This is a genomic window from Acinetobacter sp. GQ146, assembly GCF_059758585.1.
In genome coordinates this window covers 489,270-505,964 of the sequence record NZ_JCAXDV010000001.1, presented here as the reverse complement: position 1 = coordinate 505,964, position 16,695 = coordinate 489,270, and the positions used below count along the sequence as shown (strand labels likewise).

The following is a 16,695-nucleotide window of genomic DNA, read 5'->3' as shown; positions in this document are numbered from 1 at the left end:
ATGCTCTAGTTCTAGTCATCATCTTTTGCTTTTCGACATGCTTTAATTAATTCAGGTAATTTCCAAGCCAAAATACATAGCACGGCTGCCACTAAATAAAACAATAACATTCCCATTGATAAACCTGATGTCATATTGATCAATCCTGTAATTGCTGTGATATAATCTGCCATAAGTTGTATCTCCTCTTACTCTAGTCGGTGGGTTGAGATTTAAAAAGCTCATGATTGCCGTCATGGGCTTTTTGCTTTTCAGAACCTTATGATTAAGATTCTGCTATCTATTTACCTGAGTTTTTTGAGTAATTTCAGGCATAAAAAAACCACCTATAAAGGCGGTTTTGAATGATTGTGTTTTAAATACTTTTAACTAGGGCTAGAAGTTTTGTTTCAGCCTCCTTTGTATGCTCATACATCATTGGCTCATTGCGCTGTATCGCAGATGCCAACGTATCAATTATTCGCAACTTCTCTTCGAGAGAATAATCTAGCTTAAGAGCGGCTTCTGAAGTATTGCTACCCGCTAATGCATTACTCCCATTAGGGTTCATACCCAAAGCCACATTTCCATTTAATACATCTGGATTTTGATTTAAAGCTTTTAACCCAAAGTCACAACCCATTGAGTGGCAACCATCTGCATCAACCTGTAAGGCGCCTGTTAAAAATAATCGTAATTGACGCTCTTCTTCCGCAGTTTCGATTTTTACTGTCCGGATGAACTTAGGCAGCTTTGCACCTTCTTCAACCACAACATAGTTTGAATCATCAATACCTATTACACGCATTTTATTATCCTCAATAAAAAACCGCCCATTAGGCGGCTTCAGTTAATTTCTACTCATGGTTTCTTTGGTGATCGCGATAGAGCGCAGCACATAGCACGAACAAGATTATTCACTCTTGATGGTCCACCAATCACAACCACTTTCTTCCCACAACTACATGGTGAATAACCATTACCATTTCGACCATTAAATACACGTCGGCAAGACTCGCACTTTTCACTCATCTAATTCACCAATGCCTTTAATGTATAGATCATCTCACCCTCCACCATCTCCACCGAAACCACCTCAAAAATCAAACCCATTTCAAACAACACACCTTGCCCTGCATTGAGCTTTTCAAGATCAATACCCAAGCCCTTTGCATTATCGATTTGAATCACAATGTTTGAATGTGCTCCAGTAAGCAGTAACGGCGAATCAAGCGTAATGACTTTGCCCACTTCAAGCGAAGCTGCATAAGCCAGTGTTGTAGATCCTGTGACGACATCCATGGTATTTGCCGATACAGCCTGAATCTTGGCCATATCCTCTTTCACCCAACGCTTAAGCACTTCCTCTGCCAACGAGATAGCAGGCTTCTGGACGTAAGCTGTTAATGCAGCAGCATTGCCTTGTACATAATCAACCAATGTCTTGATCGCACTTGGTCTGAGTGTCGGATCAAGTGGTACCACCGTGTCGGCAATCGTATTGAATAGATCTCGGCTGGAATCATTCATTGGAGATAACAGGCTTGTGAGCTTCTTGCTAGCAGTCCATTCGGCCTGAATTACTTGTTTCTGCTCGAGCAGATATTCCTTATCCAGAATTGAGTCAGCGATCTTCTGATCGACTACATCCTGCATCTCACCGAATGTTAATGGACTGGTAGACCACCCCATATCCTCTGCAATTTGTGGTAGATCTTCATCAGAAGTAATACCGAGCTTTTGAGCTTCTTTCTCTGTCAAAGCAATCACTGTACATCGGCACATAAATCCCCACGGCGGGTAATACAGCAACCAAAATGGATCATCGATGTGTCTGATGATTCGATTCAATGCCAAATGACTGGGACGTACCCGTGTGTCATCAATCGCTGAGTACATCAAATAAGGACGTTTCGCCTTATTCTTTTGCTGCTGTTGCCAACGTCCATGGCCATAAGCTGTCTGGATATTGGTTCGGAAAACATTCTTGAGATAATGCTTACTCAGCACGATCTCATTTTCTTGAATCAACTTCTGAAAGTCATTGAATGTTCCACCCTCTGCCAAGGTCTTATTGAGCGACTTAATGACAGTCTCAATCTGCTCAATACCAGACAGAAAACTCACAGTAGTTGCCAATTGCCGTGTATTGAGATCCATTGAGTAGAACTCATCCGGCAATACGATTTTACGAGACTGAGCGAAATGCAGAGCCTCTAAAAAAGTGATTGGTTTCATTTATCCCCACTTGCCGTGACATACCCCAGCACATCCGCTGCATACAAAGCCATTTCAAGATTGGCCGTAAATTGGCTTTCACTTGCACCTGGCATAAGCCTCATCAGATTAAATGCCAAAGCCTCAGGTGTTTCACTGGATTGAATCAGCTCATTTACTTGCTTCTGATCAAGTAACTCAAACGATCGCTGCTCATCCGTAAGCTCTTCAACTTCTTGCTGCTCTGGCGAGAGTATCTTGGTACTGGCGGCAAAGCTAAAGGCTCTTTGTGGTAAAGCTTTGAACTGTGATGGCACAGTGATTTGAGGTGCATCTGAAACATCACCATCCTGTAAGCCATACTCCCGCATGAAGTACTGATTCGTTAGATTGGCACCGGCGTTCTTTAGCTTCACGTCACGATCAGCCTTAGAGGCATTCAAAGATTTCTCATCCCCAATTACGATGATGTGACGCTCCCAATTGTTCAAGGCACAAATCGCATCGATCATGGCTTGAATGGTTGAAGTAATCATCCTGATATCAGCATCAACCTTATTGTTCTGGACTTCTAAGTGAACCTCGCCCAAAGCTCTAGATCCTGCTCCATCCGTTCCACTCGTTAAAGTCTGGCCAAGTACTAACTTTTGAACACTTCGTTCAATCTTCTTATCAAAACTCTCAAATGCTGCTGATCCACCATTACCATTTGTTGAAGCTGAAATGATATCTACATCTTCATCGGGATTAAGTGAAAGTACCGAACTTGCATGCGCATTGAGTAATGCTTTAAGCATAGCTGGCACATTCTTTGACTTGCCCTTTAATATCGGATTACCAAAGCGCTCTACGAACTTCGCCCAGAATTTCGTCGTTCCATTTTTAAAGAACCACAACCAGTACAGACGGCTAAATAAGGCTTCACCGTAAGGGTTTTCAAAACTCGGCTTGCACTGGGTTAAGAAGTGCTTGAACTGCTGATCACACTCGATATCACGGCGCTGATCATTGTAGTTTTGCAATAACATCAATCGCCCATCATTCTTAGGCTCAAACCACTGCATCGGCTTTTTACCTACCCATTGCCAGCCTATGAACGTGGTAATGTTGGGACCCTCAATGAATAACGATGGATTTTCAGGTTTGGTATAAACAGCTTCAAGAACTGAATATCCATACCAACGTGCATCTTGAGTGCCTAAGACCAGTTCAGACCACCACTTTTTAAGTTCACTGCTAATGATTTGAGAAGGCAAACCTTCCGATGGTTCTAAGCGAAATGGAGCAGCTTCGAGTTTATCTTGACGCTTCTCTACGCACTGATAGATCTCATCGTCATACATCAATACTGATAATCGATGACGTGGTACACCCGCCTTTCTTAACACCTCATCCAGATCAGGCATGCGTGTCAGAAAATTCAGAAATGCCATTTCGGCTTGCTGCGAATACAAATAACCCCCAACAGATTGGGGGTTATTCGATTCTTTCTTTTTGTCTTTCTTTGCCATAACTTAACCCGTCATTGGTTCTTGATAGTTCTGCATTACCGTTGCTTCTTCTACCGCATCGATCAATGTATCCACTTGGTCATCGTGATCTTGTGTCATTGCAGCATTAAAGGATTCACATTCTTCAATAAAGGTAGCAGTCCACGGTGCACTGGTTGGCAGTAATACAAAACGATCATCTGGTTTATTTTCAAAGTCATTTTCGAGTGGTACTTGAATGTCCATAAACCGTGTCAGCTTGTCTGTGCTTCGCTGTACTGGAATAACTGGCACACCCGCATAGGTTCCGAGGTTTTGAATCAATTGGGTACCATGTGCTTTATCTTCGACCTTCATCCAACGTATAGGCCTAGTCTCATAAGTATAGTCCTTATGTTTATCAATAAATGCCTTGGCTTGCCTATTCATCTCAGGTGCCTCCCATTTACCTCGGAGCAGGTCAATCAGGTAGAGTTTTCCATCATTACCCAACCCAACCAAAAGAAATACGGTAAAGTCGTTGTGCTCTTTGATCTTTTGGGCTGTATCGACATAAATTGCACGCCATTGGAGCGGAGGCAGGTCCTTATAAGATCCAAACCATTCAGCCTTGATTAAATCGCCACCCAGTTTTTTCGGATTCTGCATGTACTGGCTACTAAAGGTATATCTTGATACCGTGGCACCCTCTTTGTCTTGCCCACCTTTTTCAAGCTGTAGCAAAGATTTCAGAGTTTCTTTTTGCGGCCAGTAACTCTGACGTCCCTTTTCATCACGTTCAACATCTCTCGGTACCAAACGCTGAATGTGATCAGGCAAAGTATCAATGTAGGCATCATTAATCAGAGCCGGGATTGAGACCTGTTCCCAATCACCTGGTAGATTACCTGTCATGACGAAGTTCGTTGGATCTTCAACATGTAGTCTTTGCATAATCATGATGATTGGCGTATCAGACTTGGCTTTACGTGAGTTCACCGTATTTAGGATTTTACGGTTTGCTGAATCACGCTTGAGTTTACTGAAGGCATCCTCTGGCTTAAGTGGATCATCGATAATGATACAACCCGTAAAGCCCTGTTCAGCTAATGTACCTGCACGGCGACCAGTAACCTGACCACCCATTGACGCAACGTAGATATGCCCGACATCGTAATCATCTACAGTAATTTTCCATTCTTTCTTTGAATCTGTACTATTTGATACCTGTAAGTTCCACATAGCCTGAAAGTCCTTAGACTTCACTATGTCACGGGCTGTATCAGATACACCTTCGACCAAGGATTGTGAAAATGACAAATACAGGAAACGAGAGCGAGCATTAAGTGCAAGTCCACGCGGTATCAGATTTGTCGTTAATTCAGTTTTACCCGCACCTGGAGGAACGTTAATCACTAGGTTGGCGATATTGCCCTTAATCACCTCATCAATTAGCCAAGCGACATACTGGTGGTGCCAATTCACCATGAACTTAAAGCCCATTCGAGGCTTAAAGAATCTTCGTGTGAAATATAAATGCTCATCCTCACACAGCTTTTTCTCTACCTGTGTTTGTAGATCCATTTAGTATTCCTCTTGGGCTTTCCTCACAGCTTCATTTACTTGCTCTTGGGTTGCTTGAACGGTCGTGGTTTGTAGTGGTCCACCATCAGCGCCAGTGATTTCTATTTTCTTTTCGTAAAACCCTTTGATGATTTTTTGGATCTGATCTGAAAGCTTGATTGCATCTCGAGTATTGTTTTTCTTTTTCATTAAAAGATCACTGAGGATTTTTAACTGAACAATGTCATTGGCGCCCTCGATGTTATAGATCGGCTGTTCGATATAAATCTTGCGTGCCTCATTAAACAGGTCAACAAATTCTTGTGATAAATCCGCACCTGCCACTTTTGTTGGGTCATAAGTTTCCACCTGTTGAGGTGATACATCAATGTTGAATTTTTCCTTGATCTCCCCCACGACTTGAGTGGGTGTCATAAATTGTGCAAGTGAACGTACAATAAAGACTTTTTCAGCTTTTTTTAGTCTTGCCATAACTCACCATCCATCAAGGTACATCAAGGTAAGTGGGCAAAAAAAATTGAAAACTACCCGATCAAACAGGTCCCACAACACGCAGCAATATTCTTCTCTGATACAAACGGCGCTTGCTTAGCAACCTCAACAAGCCTTTTCACGTTCTCATTTGCTCCCCAGCGTTTAACCACACCAATGAACTCTTCTACATCATGAGCAGCCAAGTAATGCTTAGGTAAACCAGTGTGGTCGCTGTAGATGATTTCACCATCTTCATCGCGCTCAACACCAATGTGATAAAGCTCATGCTCGATCAATGCACAAAAGTCATGGTCATTCGAGTTTTCACAAAAACTGGCATCAATAGTAATGAGATAGACAGGCACATAGCCAAACCAATCCCGCATCTGTTGTTCCTGGCGTGCTTTCTTCCAACCACCTTGGTTAAACATCACTTTTTCACATTGACCCAATACCATTCGCTTTTTAGCCATACAAGCAGATGAAGCCCAAGCAAATGCTAAGAATGTTTCGTCATCATGTAGTAGCTCAGCAATATGGTCGTGGTCCGGATTATGAAGTTCACCACCAAGCGTTAAGAAGTTTTTAATCACCCAGTCTTTTAGCTCCACGGCGGGCGCAAGGCGTATTGCCTCTTCTTCCTCTGCCTGATCAATCAGATCCGTTGGCGGGAATGGTCTGATCTGGTCCATGTGCTTCCTTTAAATTTCTAAGCCAAGTTGTTGCTCGCCCCATTTCAATATCTGCTGGAACAAACTGCATAAACCGAAATCCCATCTCTTCAGCATGATCATATCGATCTATGCTCCAGGCTTTGTCTTTAAGCTTGCCCTTACGACCACCTGACCAAGGCCCACCCGCAATTTCAATCAACATCCGATATTCAATAAGGTGCAAGTCAAAACGCCAGTGCTTAGTCGTTTTGAAATGAAAGTATTCTTCATACTTAATTTCCATGCGATCAAGAATTTCTTTAATTCGCTCAAATGCATCTAAGTATTTTTGAGTAGCTTTAGGTAGTGGTTTGGTACGAGGTTTAATTTTTGGCAGCACTTTCCGAGTTAAGGTTTTATACGCACATAACTCCATGATAAATAACACCCCAAATAGATTGCATAGTTAACTTTTAACATTGCCTTTAATTCAATTTTGAAAAAAAATGAGACTAGTACAAATATTCTTTATAAAAGTGAGAGTCTTGCATGACCATTAAACTGAAATACACCAATGACAAAGGTGATGACTTCAATATCAACGTCCAAATTCTTCACCCTCACTTCTTCTTAGAAACATGGATTGTACTTACTAATCCAACACTTACAGATCATAGCAATAGAGATCACGCAGTTGATATATCACAAATTGATCTCAAAAAAATTCTAGAAAAGGTATACAACTTTTTCTTACCCGGATTAAGAGTTCTCTCGACCAAAATTTATTTTATAGATACTCAAGGCGATTACAGGATTCAAATTAAATATGATGGTCATGGTATTTTTAATACCCAAGCTATCTATATTTATGACTACTCTTTCATTGAAACGGAACCATCAGACTATAGAATTAGACATGTAAAAGAGCTTCTGAGCAAAATCTCGAATTAAATTAACATCAATAATAGAATTTAATTGCTTTAGCATTTTGATCAAAATCAAGCGCACCATTCAGGCGCTAGAACATACAGCCATCTGTTTAAATGGATTCTGTGTCCAAACTAATGGTGGAGGTATCAGGTGGCACTATTCAACCTTAATCTACTTGAAGAAGAATGCCACCATAAAAAAACCCAATCTTATGAGATTGGGCTATAAACTTTGATTTTACTTTGGAAGCGGGAGCTAGATTTGAACCAACGACCTTCGCGTTATCAAACCGACGAGCTACCAGACTGCTCTGTCTCACATCAACATGCCTGCTTTATACGCCCTATACCCTATATAAACAAATGTTTTTAAAAAATTAGTCACCAGTTAGGAAAGTCAGCTCATAATCATCATGGGTAATTTTAACTTTTACGCCTCGATAACAACGCTTGTCAGGATCTAAAGCTGAATTATCAACTTCGTCAGCAAATTTAGAAGAGCTTCTGAATTTTTCATACAGCTTGTAACCTATTCTTATCTTTTTAATTTTCCTGTCTTTGTTTTCGTTTTTATCTAATGTTTCATCTAAAAAGTCTAAAGTAATATCGCTCATTACATTCACCATGTGTTGTTTTTTTAAACGATAGTTTAACTTTAAACTAATACGTAAAATAAAGCACAGAAATGATACGTAATAAAAAAGCCCGATCATTTGATCGAGCTCAAAGAATCTGGGTGGCGGCATTCAATTTAAACCACTACGAATAAAAGTACCGCCATGGGTGCCCTGATTTTGCTTACACAAAAAACATTTCTCAGGGCATTAAAAATGCTCACATTACTGTGAGCAGTTATGGTATTTCTCGTCTTTCCGAGTGTCAGTCGTTCCAGCTAGGCGATATTTAACTTCGTCTAACCATGTAAAAAATTACTCTGTATTTGCTGATCAATCAATCAGTTTATTTCGTAATTTTTTGATAAATATCACATTTAATTCACAATAAATCTGATTTTAAATTGATCAGCACAGAAGTTTTATATTGGGGTTTATAGCTACACCCTACTTTAATTGCCACTGAATAAACACACTACTGATCAATTTTCTGTTTCGTTATCATTAAAAAAAGCCTGTTCTAGGGTTAGAAACAGGCCAAATTCTGAAAAACTTACAGCGCAAAAAATATGTCGCACATTTTGCATAAATAAGCACAACCAATCAAGAGATTTTTATTGTTTTTTAGATGCTTATATTGCTAATGCTAATTCGGTTCTCTGTCAAGAATGTTAGCTCATATTCATTATGAGTAACCTTGATCCTTACTCCACGATAAGAACGCTCATCTGGATCTAATGCTGAACTTATAACCTCTTCAGCAAACCGCGGGTTTGCCATAAGTTTATTATAAAACCCATGACCAATTAATAATTTGCTAATCTTCTCGTCCTTTTCTTGATTTTTTTTAACCATCTGATCAATTAAATCTAAAATTAAGTCACACATTTTTTATTATCCTCATGATTTTAAATTAAATTTTCCCTAGTTCTTTAGACTAAAATTAGATTAAAACTAATAAATTAAATATTCCCTGTTAATTTTTTATAAAAATAATAAATCCTAAAAGGCATTTCAATAGAAATTTTAGAGTCTCTATTTAAAGAAACCCTACATTTGTACAACTGATGTTATAGAGCACCCCAAATTCTATTCTTATCTTGGATAGTAAATCGGTTACTCAGAGTTTTTGGTGTACTCTCACACCACTTCAGCACAATTGAAGCATTGGGGGTTTTTAGAACCTAATTGTTCTAAAAAGTCATTTAATTCGGCAATATTCTTAAACCTAATTCTTTTTATACTCCCCACATTAAAGTGGACATTTACATAGTTGGTTGCTCCGTCTCTTTTGACTTCTATGTATTGAATTAGAGTAGTATTTACTAATACATCATTTATTCTTACAAACATCTCAATACCGTATTTATATAATTGGTTAATAAATTTATGGTTACACCTAACTGAAAAGCTATCACAGGTTTATTGCAAATTACTCAATTTTCACTTCCTGTGATTAACTGTTCTAGTTATCGCACTTACACAATATTTTTTCAATAAAAAAACCTGCAAAATCTTTTGCAGGTTATTAAAATTTAAAAGATTAGTCAGGGAATTATCTACTTAAATATGGCGCGAATTCAGCCTAGTTTTTGAAAGAGAATTCAATATATTTTTGCTGATTTTGTATGTCTTTCAACTTCAGAAGACGTTAAATTAATCACTTCTGCATATCACCAATATTGAATTCTGCATCATATCTCGTCTTAATTACTTCAAGAAGCTTATTGAGCATTTTTTGTGATTCAATAGTCATATTTTCAGCAAGTTTTAATCTTTCAAGCGCATCCGCGACAATCAAAGATAGCTCATCATTTTCTTTTCTTAGCTCATCATTTTCTTTAATTGCTCTCGCAAGTAACCATTCAACTTCTTCTTTTGTTAAAACACTCATGATGATGCTCAGAATTTTTTTAGAGCATATAAGAACTTGAAGCAACAAAAAAGCCCACTTTAGGATGAGCTTGAGAATCTGGGTGGTGGCATTCAGTTTAAACCACAACGAATAACAGTGCCGCCATAAAAAAAAGGTCTGCACTACGGATTAATGCAGACCCAAACTCTGAAGAAACATATCAATATGAGAGATGTGTCGCGCATTTTGAAGAATTATGAATATTCACGCAAGTTCATTAAACTAATTTCTCAAATAAAGATAATTGATATACATACTTTAGTCATTTATTGAAAAAAGTTAGCTCATAATCATCATGTGTAATTTTTACCTTTATTCTTCGATAACATCTATGTCTGGATCTCAGGCCCACCAGTTGTACTTTTTATGACGTATTTATCCTGAGCCTGTTTTGCAATATGTAAACTAGAAAAATGGCGCGCCATGCAGGGCTCGAACCTGCGACCATCCGCTTAGAAGGCGGATGCTCTATCCAACTGAGCTAATGGCGCATTGGGTGCCCTGATATTGCTTAAGCAAAAAACATTTCTAAGGGCATAAAAAAAGCCCGCAAATTGTATTGCAGGCTATTAAAATTTAAAAGATTAGTCAGGGAACTATCTACTAAATCTGAAGCGAATTTTGCAGAAAATCTAAATGGATTGCAATACTAAAATGCATCTAAAATACACATTAATAAAAATTTCATATTTCAGAATGCAAAAAAGCTCATCTTTTGATGAGCTTTTAAATATTTAGTGAATTTGTATAACTTCGTCCACTATAGCAGAAATATGCCATATTGCGTCTAGACGATCAAGCCTTGATTTTTCTAATATCTACTGTCTCACCCATTTCTTTAAGTTTTTGGATTTTATTATATAAATATTCAATGGTAGGTAGCGTACAAACATCGACCTCCCTATCGCCGAACTCAAAGTAAATATATCCCTTATTGTCAATTTTGAATTCCTTACTAATAGAAAATTCAAAATAAGTCTCTCCCAAAGCTTTAAGTAATTGATCATAAGCTTTAAGAGAAGCTGTCACCACCAATGTAAATTTATCCATTACTAAATTCGCAATCTTTTATCATGTCCAGATAGATAGAATTTAGCACAACTAACCATAATTGCTGCTTGTGCTTTAGATTGATTGGTTTCCTCAGCAACTTTACTTAGGCCTTTGTTTTCTACTTTATTTTTCACTAAGCACATCAATGCAAATTTAGTTGTGAAATCAGTATTTTCACTCTTAAAAATGCTTTTAAGCAAAGCCTGTATATGATCAGCTTCGAAATCACCAATTTCACACTTAATGTATGATTTACTGTTGCGTGGAGCTTTATCTGCCTCTTGGATCAACCAATAGATTTGATTCACATGCAGTCCATCTGGTAAGCCACCACCTTTCATACGAACAGTCTCACACCAAGCCCCAAACTGCTCCAACCAGCCATCAATGTTGTATTTAGACCAATCCATCACTTCTGTTTTAACCGCTGCATTCATGCTCTATCCTCAAACTTCTCTTACGTCTATGTTGTGCACTGTTTTCATCAAGTGTTTCTTGTTGCGATAACTCGCTAATTTTCTTGTCGCTACTGATTTCACATCCTCCACTACAAACTCTCCAGTAATGCGGTAATACGTGAAATCAGCAAAGTATCGTAATGCTGGTTTTGCTCTTTTCTCCCCTTCAATCTTTGTCTTCGGTGCCAATTCAAATTTGGTGTGGTGCTTTAAATCTCGGATCTCCCCGCATTGCTGCATCGCTTTAAGTTCGATGTACCGTTCAAACTCTTTCTTGCTGTCAAAGGTCATTCCATCAAGTTCGACTTTCACGGCTTTGAACTTGTTCCCTTGGCTCTTTCTCTTCGGTTGTGGGAACATTTCACGGTACTGAGCAACGCTGATAGAACTCATGCAACCCCACCTAAATAAAGACTAATTCTTTCTCCAATCCATCGCATGACAAGCACAGCCATTGAATTGCCAAGTGCCTTATATCTTGATGTGGATGCTGCTTTGGGGATATTGGTGTAGTTATCTGAAAAGCCTTGTAAACGCTCGCACTCAACTTCAGTGAGATATCTTGCTAAATAAAAAATGTTAGGGGGAACAAAATAAAATATAGCTTGATTTATAGCTCCACCACCTTTACCACCCGTCCTTAAAGTTGGTGCAATATTTTGTGATAAGTCTCTTAAATGATCATTCTTCGTCCCACAATACAAAACACCGTGCTTATCAGCACTGGTTAAGGTTGGCGCTTGTTCTTCCTTAAATCCCCCACCATTTTGAATAGATCGCCCAATAATATTGCCTTGTACCCCGTAAGTTTTAACAACATATCCTCGATCGTTATTTGCCATGAGTGTTGGATAGAGTTCATTTGATATAGCAGCATTTGTCGTGCATCCACCAACTCCAATCGCATGTTTAATGTAGTAATCACCACAGAAAGCCTCCTGATTACCTAGCCATTTCTTTTGTCCATGAGAAGCTAAAATGGGTGGAGTGTAGGTTTTCCCGCTAATAGTCGTGCTTGCTCTGTAAGTGTGAAGTTCACTACTGGAGGAAGTACTTTTTTTCTTGCCTCCGCACGGCGCAATATCCCGGTGCAAGCTTTTTCGCTCAAATAGTATTTCGGCGACACTTTCTGCTCTAGCACTTGCGACAACAAACACTCTTTTGCGTCGTTGGGCGAGTCCGAAATATTGAGCATCAAGGACTCTCCAAGTGACTTGTCGTTGTGGTCCAAACACACAACCAGCGTTCGTCCATTTTCGCCCTGTCGGCTGCAACTCAGCCCCTTCACCTGCGAGTGCTCCCAAAAAGCAACCGAAAGCATTGTCTTTTGTATTGAGTACTCCTGGTACGTTTTCCCAGATAATAATGGCTGGCTTAAGTCCTCGAATAGATCTTGCTGTATCAATTTCATTTGCTAATCTCACAAATTCGAGACTTAACTGTCCACGATCATCATCTAAAGAATTTCTTAACCCCGCTACAGAAAATGCTTGGCATGGTGTGCCGCCAACTAAAACTTCAGGTGCTTCCACCTCATTGTTTTTTACTTTTTCTGCAATTGCTGTCATGTCACCTAGATTTGGCACATCGGGATAATGGTATGCAAGAACCTGACTCGGAAACTTTTCTATTTCTGCAAACCATGTCGGCTTCCATCCAAGTGTATGCCATGCAACTGTTGCTGCTTCTATACCAGAACAAACTGAACCGTATCTCATGCCACCTCCAGCAACGTGCCAGAGAATCCAACCTGTTTGAGGTATGGTTCCCACTTTTTGGCTTGAGTTGGATCTTCAAGTTTCACGGCGATACGCGCTGCCAGTTTTTCAAAGGACTCACCCGGCTCGCTGTACTTGCTTGCAAACTCAGGATGGTGTGAAAGTTTCTGTGCGAAGGTTGCAATCTGTTTTTCAGAAAGGTGTTTTGGATTGTTGGCTACAGGTGTTTTGCCATATCCAGCTTTGGTGTCTTGGGAATATTTGCTTCGATATGCGGTGATCAGCCAATCAGCAAAGTGGAAATTCATGAGTTCATCGCAAAGAGATCTATCTCGGTTATAAATTTCGAATGCGCGTTTTTCCCGTTCTGCCCATTTCGCTGTCAGGATGATTTTTGGATCGATGCTGTCATCGGCCAAAGTAATTTCTTCACGAAGTTTTTTGAAGCAAAGCCAATCTTTTTTGTTTTTAGATTCTACTGGAAGATTCCTTGGGAGATTCTGTGTACCAATTTCGGTACTGGTCTCGGTACCGTTTTTGGTACTACTCCCCGTTCCATTTTCGGTACTAGTACCAATATTGGAACCAGTGCCTAAATTGGTACTAGTACCGCTTTTAGCACTAGTCCCCTTTTTGGTACTGGTGTTTTCTTCTTCACGGCCAATGATGCCGATCAGTTGATAAACTTTTACGCCATTACCCACGATCTCACCCGTAAATCTGATGAGTTGCTTTTGCTCTAAATCATCCAATCCCTTGATGATGGTTTTACGGTTCATTTTGGTATCTTTAACCATCCGCATTAAGCTCGGATAGCACTTATGATCTTCACCAGCCCGATCAGCGAGTGAGAGTAGTATTAAGCGTTGGGAGGAACTTTCAATATCTGCCTTCCAAGCCCATATCGTTGCATCTAGGCTCACGCTTCACCTTCCTTTTCAATTATTTGTATAAAGCGACCAAACATCATGATTCGCTCGGCACGTAACAGGCTTGCTATGATTTCTCCTGCATACCAAGCTGATAACCGGTGTTCGTTCATGAGCATCTCGAGAAATTCATCACGCATCACCGCGGCATTCGCTTCATCACGGTTAATCTTTCGTAGATTTGCTCTACGGATATCTAATAGCTCATCTAGAGTGCGAAGTGCTGGCTCATACCATGACTGAACGCCTTGTACATGTTTATACTCAGGCTGTTTCTTAAGTACCTTGTTGGTAATCATGGAACCTCCGCTATTGAGTGTTCGATTTGGCTTAGACGATGTTTGGCATTCAGTTCTGCTACCGTAGCTGTACGGATGGCCAATCCCGACACACGGCCAATACGATGATCTGTATGCCAGTACTTCCCATCAAAATGCTTTAGGGTGATCAAATCTGTCGTTAAAAGCAGATTGAGTTCTTTAAGCACCACAACATCACCAGATAAAAAGTCCGCTTGTGACTCAAAGCTCAGCAAACAAGTAGCGCACTGTTCTTCTTTAAAGTCAGTGCATTTGCCAGAACATGGGTGTTGTGTTAAATTTGTTTTCATTCTTGGGTTCCTAAATTCTTGAATATGAAAAGCCTGATCTCGCACGTCGGGCTTTTTTTTATGTAAATTTCGTATAATTTCATTTGCAAACACCCTAAAACATTGGTATAAAAAATACTCAACTCCGTAAGGATTGAAGCTCATTAATAGGCCTGAACTAAATGTTCAGGCTTTTTTTTGATAATCGCTCTTTGATATTTTTTACTGAACAATAAAAACTTTCGCGCAGAATTCGATCTCACATTCATTTTTAATAACCTTTAAATTGATATAGAAGCTAGATCTAAACCAACAGACTTGTTTGCGTTAAATTCCTTTAATTTCATTTGAAAACTCTTATAAAACTTGGTATAAAAAATGTTCAACTGTGAAAAGGTTGATGCACTTTTGTAGGTCTGAACTAACTCAACAGACCTATTTTTTTGCGTATCACTTTTTTCGAAATTTTTTATTGAACAATAAAAATTCTCGTGCTAATTTTGATCTCATATTCATCTCCGCAAGTGTTTTGAATTGCCGAAAAAGCCTGATTCGCACGTCAGGCTTTTTCTTTTTCAAAATTGGCCGTGTATTTCTTCATTTGTTTAAGCGCTGCCTGATCAACCGCAGCAATCAGCTCTGTTAAGCCTTGAGTAAGTTGATGGATCTCTTCGTACTCAGCAGGTGTAATCACCCCATCCTCATAAGCCTCATACACAACATGGTTGGCTTTACCACTCTTAATGTTGTGCTGCATCATTGCCTCAAAAATCGACAATTCATGGTGCTTGCTTGGATCACAATTCACTGGAACTAATGCATAGCCCAATTGATGCGCCCACACTTTTAGAAGTTCAGGGCTTTGCGTGAACATCATGATGGTTTCAAGCTTCTTTAAGCTCGGTAAGTGATTTGGCATTCTTACGTTGCCGTAGTTGCAAATTGTGTTATGCGAGTCACCAGTAACCTGAGCAATTTCCTTTGGAGAAATACCCTTAGTCTGGTTAATCATTTTAAAAAGTGCCGTCTGTGCTTCACTGCTTAGTGATATTTCTTGCATTGTGAAATCCCTGTTTTATTTCACGTTTATTTAAAACATTGACCGAAACATAATTGGTTATGCGGTGAGTTGCTGGATATTTGCTTTTAATTTTCCGTTAGTGAGGACTTGAAATGTCGCCTGAGTTTTAAGGGGTATTCCGCCTTCTCTCCAATAGTGAATAACCGAACGGTTGCGCTTTAAGATGCGCGCAAGTCCTGCATCACTTTCAGCCTTATAAAAGTCTTTAAGGTCATCTACTGTCATGTTTAGTTTCCAGAACTAATATGTTTAGTTTATTGAACTATAAGTTTAGGAATATGTCAATTTTATTGTTTAGTATTTTGAACAGTGTTTAGGAAGTTGTGATTATGGAAAGTACTGCAGATAGAATTTTAAAAAGAATGAAAGTGCTTGATTTGCAGCATAAAGACCTTATTGCGGCAACAGGTGCTAGCAAAGGAACTGTCACAAACTGGATCAGTGGAGTAAACAACCCTACTGGCAATAGATTGCTGTTGCTTGCTAAAGCATTAAAAACAACTCCAGAATGGATATTGACCGGTCAAGGATCGGAATCAAATGATTCTATTCAAATCATTGAGCCAACTATCGTCACTGATGATCTCAGAGACCACTTCATTTGGATCGATGTTGTAGAAGCAAGTTTTTCTTGTGGTTCAGGTGAGTCTATTGAGTTTCACTTTGATGTTATCAATGGAAAAATCCCCTTCTCACCATCTTTTTTAAAAGATAAGAATGTCACTGAAAAAACAATGAAAATCATAAAAGCTAAGGGTGATAGCATGGCTGATTTCATTAAAGATGGTGATTTAGTAGGTATCAATCTTGCTCAAACAGACATAGTTGATGGTGAGATCTACGCTGTTTACCTTGCTGGTGACGGCATGATCAAACAGATTTTCAAAGAAGCTGATGGTTCATTGATTCTTCATAGTCTTAATGACAAATATAGAGATAAAGTCGTAACTGAAGAGAACGGCAAAAATTTTAAAGTTATCGGGCGTCAATTTTGGCGAGCTGGGTAAATCCCAGCAACCTTATAACAATAAAA

At 39.3% G+C, this 16,695-nt stretch carries 22 protein-coding genes and 1 tRNA gene; 2 read left to right on the top strand and 21 right to left on the bottom strand.

Annotated features, from left to right (window positions below):
• Nucleotides 1-11: 11 nt before the first annotated feature.
• From AC6CHI_RS02420 to AC6CHI_RS02385, 8 genes are all read right to left on the bottom strand, one after another.
• Nucleotides 12-173: a hypothetical protein gene (locus AC6CHI_RS02420; protein WP_498119273.1), complete on the bottom strand. Its 162-nt coding sequence runs from the start codon at nucleotides 171-173 to the stop codon at nucleotides 12-14.
• A 182-nt stretch (nucleotides 174-355) separates the two neighbouring features.
• A complete protein-coding gene (locus tag AC6CHI_RS02415) occupies nucleotides 356-787 on the bottom strand; it encodes a hypothetical protein (protein ID WP_498119272.1) in 432 nt (143 codons plus the stop codon).
• A 224-nt stretch (nucleotides 788-1,011) separates the two neighbouring features.
• Nucleotides 1,012-2,217 (bottom strand): phage head morphogenesis protein, encoded by a 1,206-nt coding sequence (locus AC6CHI_RS02410; RefSeq protein ID WP_498119271.1) that lies wholly within the window; start codon nucleotides 2,215-2,217, stop codon nucleotides 1,012-1,014.
• On the bottom strand, nucleotides 2,214-3,707 hold the full coding sequence (locus tag AC6CHI_RS02405) for a phage portal protein family protein (protein ID WP_498119270.1): 1,494 nt from the start codon (nucleotides 3,705-3,707) through the stop codon (nucleotides 2,214-2,216). Before AC6CHI_RS02405 ends, AC6CHI_RS02410 begins: the two co-directional genes overlap by 4 nt.
• A gap of 3 nt (nucleotides 3,708-3,710) precedes the next feature.
• Nucleotides 3,711-5,249 carry a phage terminase large subunit gene (gene terL / locus AC6CHI_RS02400; protein ID WP_498119269.1) on the bottom strand — a complete coding sequence of 513 codons (1,539 nt, stop codon included), beginning with the start codon at nucleotides 5,247-5,249 and terminating at the stop codon, nucleotides 3,711-3,713.
• Nucleotides 5,250-5,720, bottom strand: a complete 471-nt coding sequence (locus tag AC6CHI_RS02395; RefSeq protein WP_498119268.1) for a DUF2280 domain-containing protein — start codon at nucleotides 5,718-5,720, stop codon at nucleotides 5,250-5,252.
• A 53-nt stretch (nucleotides 5,721-5,773) separates the two neighbouring features.
• Nucleotides 5,774-6,415: a putative metallopeptidase gene (locus AC6CHI_RS02390; protein ID WP_498119267.1), complete on the bottom strand. Its 642-nt coding sequence runs from the start codon at nucleotides 6,413-6,415 to the stop codon at nucleotides 5,774-5,776.
• Entirely contained in the window at nucleotides 6,375-6,812 is a 438-nt protein-coding gene (locus AC6CHI_RS02385) for a hypothetical protein (RefSeq protein WP_498119266.1), read from the bottom strand. The genes AC6CHI_RS02390 and AC6CHI_RS02385 overlap by 41 nt, the downstream gene beginning before the upstream one ends.
• A 113-nt stretch (nucleotides 6,813-6,925) precedes the next feature.
• Here AC6CHI_RS02385 and AC6CHI_RS02380 point away from each other — a divergent pair, with 113 nt between their 5' ends.
• Nucleotides 6,926-7,327 carry a hypothetical protein gene (locus AC6CHI_RS02380; protein ID WP_498119265.1) on the top strand — a complete coding sequence of 134 codons (402 nt, stop codon included), beginning with the start codon at nucleotides 6,926-6,928 and terminating at the stop codon, nucleotides 7,325-7,327.
• Nucleotides 7,328-7,682: 355 nt separating this feature from the next.
• On the opposite strand, the gene AC6CHI_RS02375 is transcribed toward AC6CHI_RS02380, so the two are convergent.
• From AC6CHI_RS02375 to AC6CHI_RS02315, 13 genes are all read right to left on the bottom strand, one after another.
• A complete protein-coding gene (locus tag AC6CHI_RS02375; RefSeq protein ID WP_498119264.1) occupies nucleotides 7,683-7,919 on the bottom strand; it encodes a hypothetical protein in 237 nt (78 codons plus the stop codon).
• A 624-nt stretch (nucleotides 7,920-8,543) separates the two neighbouring features.
• Entirely contained in the window at nucleotides 8,544-8,807 is a 264-nt protein-coding gene (locus AC6CHI_RS02370; protein ID WP_498119263.1) for a hypothetical protein, read from the bottom strand.
• A 772-nt stretch (nucleotides 8,808-9,579) separates the two neighbouring features.
• A complete protein-coding gene (locus AC6CHI_RS02365) occupies nucleotides 9,580-9,813 on the bottom strand; it encodes a hypothetical protein (protein WP_498119262.1) in 234 nt (77 codons plus the stop codon).
• Nucleotides 9,814-10,248: 435 nt separating this feature from the next.
• Nucleotides 10,249-10,325 (bottom strand) — tRNA-Arg (locus AC6CHI_RS02360).
• A gap of 304 nt (nucleotides 10,326-10,629) precedes the next feature.
• Entirely contained in the window at nucleotides 10,630-10,884 is a 255-nt protein-coding gene (locus tag AC6CHI_RS02355; protein ID WP_498119261.1) for a hypothetical protein, read from the bottom strand.
• Nucleotides 10,885-10,886: 2 nt separating this feature from the next.
• On the bottom strand, nucleotides 10,887-11,324 hold the full coding sequence (locus tag AC6CHI_RS02350; RefSeq protein WP_498119260.1) for a hypothetical protein: 438 nt from the start codon (nucleotides 11,322-11,324) through the stop codon (nucleotides 10,887-10,889).
• 9 nt (nucleotides 11,325-11,333) lie between these two features.
• Entirely contained in the window at nucleotides 11,334-11,738 is a 405-nt protein-coding gene (locus tag AC6CHI_RS02345; protein WP_498119259.1) for a DUF1064 domain-containing protein, read from the bottom strand.
• On the bottom strand, nucleotides 11,735-13,063 hold the full coding sequence (locus AC6CHI_RS02340; RefSeq protein ID WP_498119258.1) for a DNA cytosine methyltransferase: 1,329 nt from the start codon (nucleotides 13,061-13,063) through the stop codon (nucleotides 11,735-11,737). The genes AC6CHI_RS02345 and AC6CHI_RS02340 overlap by 4 nt, the downstream gene beginning before the upstream one ends.
• A complete protein-coding gene (locus AC6CHI_RS02335; RefSeq protein WP_498119257.1) occupies nucleotides 13,060-13,986 on the bottom strand; it encodes a helix-turn-helix domain-containing protein in 927 nt (308 codons plus the stop codon). Before AC6CHI_RS02335 ends, AC6CHI_RS02340 begins: the two co-directional genes overlap by 4 nt.
• Nucleotides 13,983-14,291 carry a hypothetical protein gene (locus tag AC6CHI_RS02330; RefSeq protein WP_498119256.1) on the bottom strand — a complete coding sequence of 103 codons (309 nt, stop codon included), beginning with the start codon at nucleotides 14,289-14,291 and terminating at the stop codon, nucleotides 13,983-13,985. Before AC6CHI_RS02330 ends, AC6CHI_RS02335 begins: the two co-directional genes overlap by 4 nt.
• Nucleotides 14,288-14,602 (bottom strand): hypothetical protein, encoded by a 315-nt coding sequence (locus AC6CHI_RS02325; protein WP_498119255.1) that lies wholly within the window; start codon nucleotides 14,600-14,602, stop codon nucleotides 14,288-14,290. The genes AC6CHI_RS02330 and AC6CHI_RS02325 overlap by 4 nt, the downstream gene beginning before the upstream one ends.
• Nucleotides 14,603-15,140: 538 nt before the next feature.
• Nucleotides 15,141-15,641: a phage regulatory CII family protein gene (locus AC6CHI_RS02320; protein WP_445597443.1), complete on the bottom strand. Its 501-nt coding sequence runs from the start codon at nucleotides 15,639-15,641 to the stop codon at nucleotides 15,141-15,143.
• 57 nt (nucleotides 15,642-15,698) lie between these two features.
• Entirely contained in the window at nucleotides 15,699-15,887 is a 189-nt protein-coding gene (locus AC6CHI_RS02315) for a hypothetical protein (protein WP_498119254.1), read from the bottom strand.
• A 104-nt stretch (nucleotides 15,888-15,991) separates the two neighbouring features.
• Here AC6CHI_RS02315 and AC6CHI_RS02310 point away from each other — a divergent pair, with 104 nt between their 5' ends.
• The gene (locus tag AC6CHI_RS02310) at nucleotides 15,992-16,669 is read left to right on the top strand and encodes a S24 family peptidase (protein WP_498119253.1); all 678 of its coding nucleotides are present in this window, start codon (nucleotides 15,992-15,994) and stop codon (nucleotides 16,667-16,669) included.
• The last annotated feature ends 26 nt before the right edge of the window (nucleotides 16,670-16,695 follow it).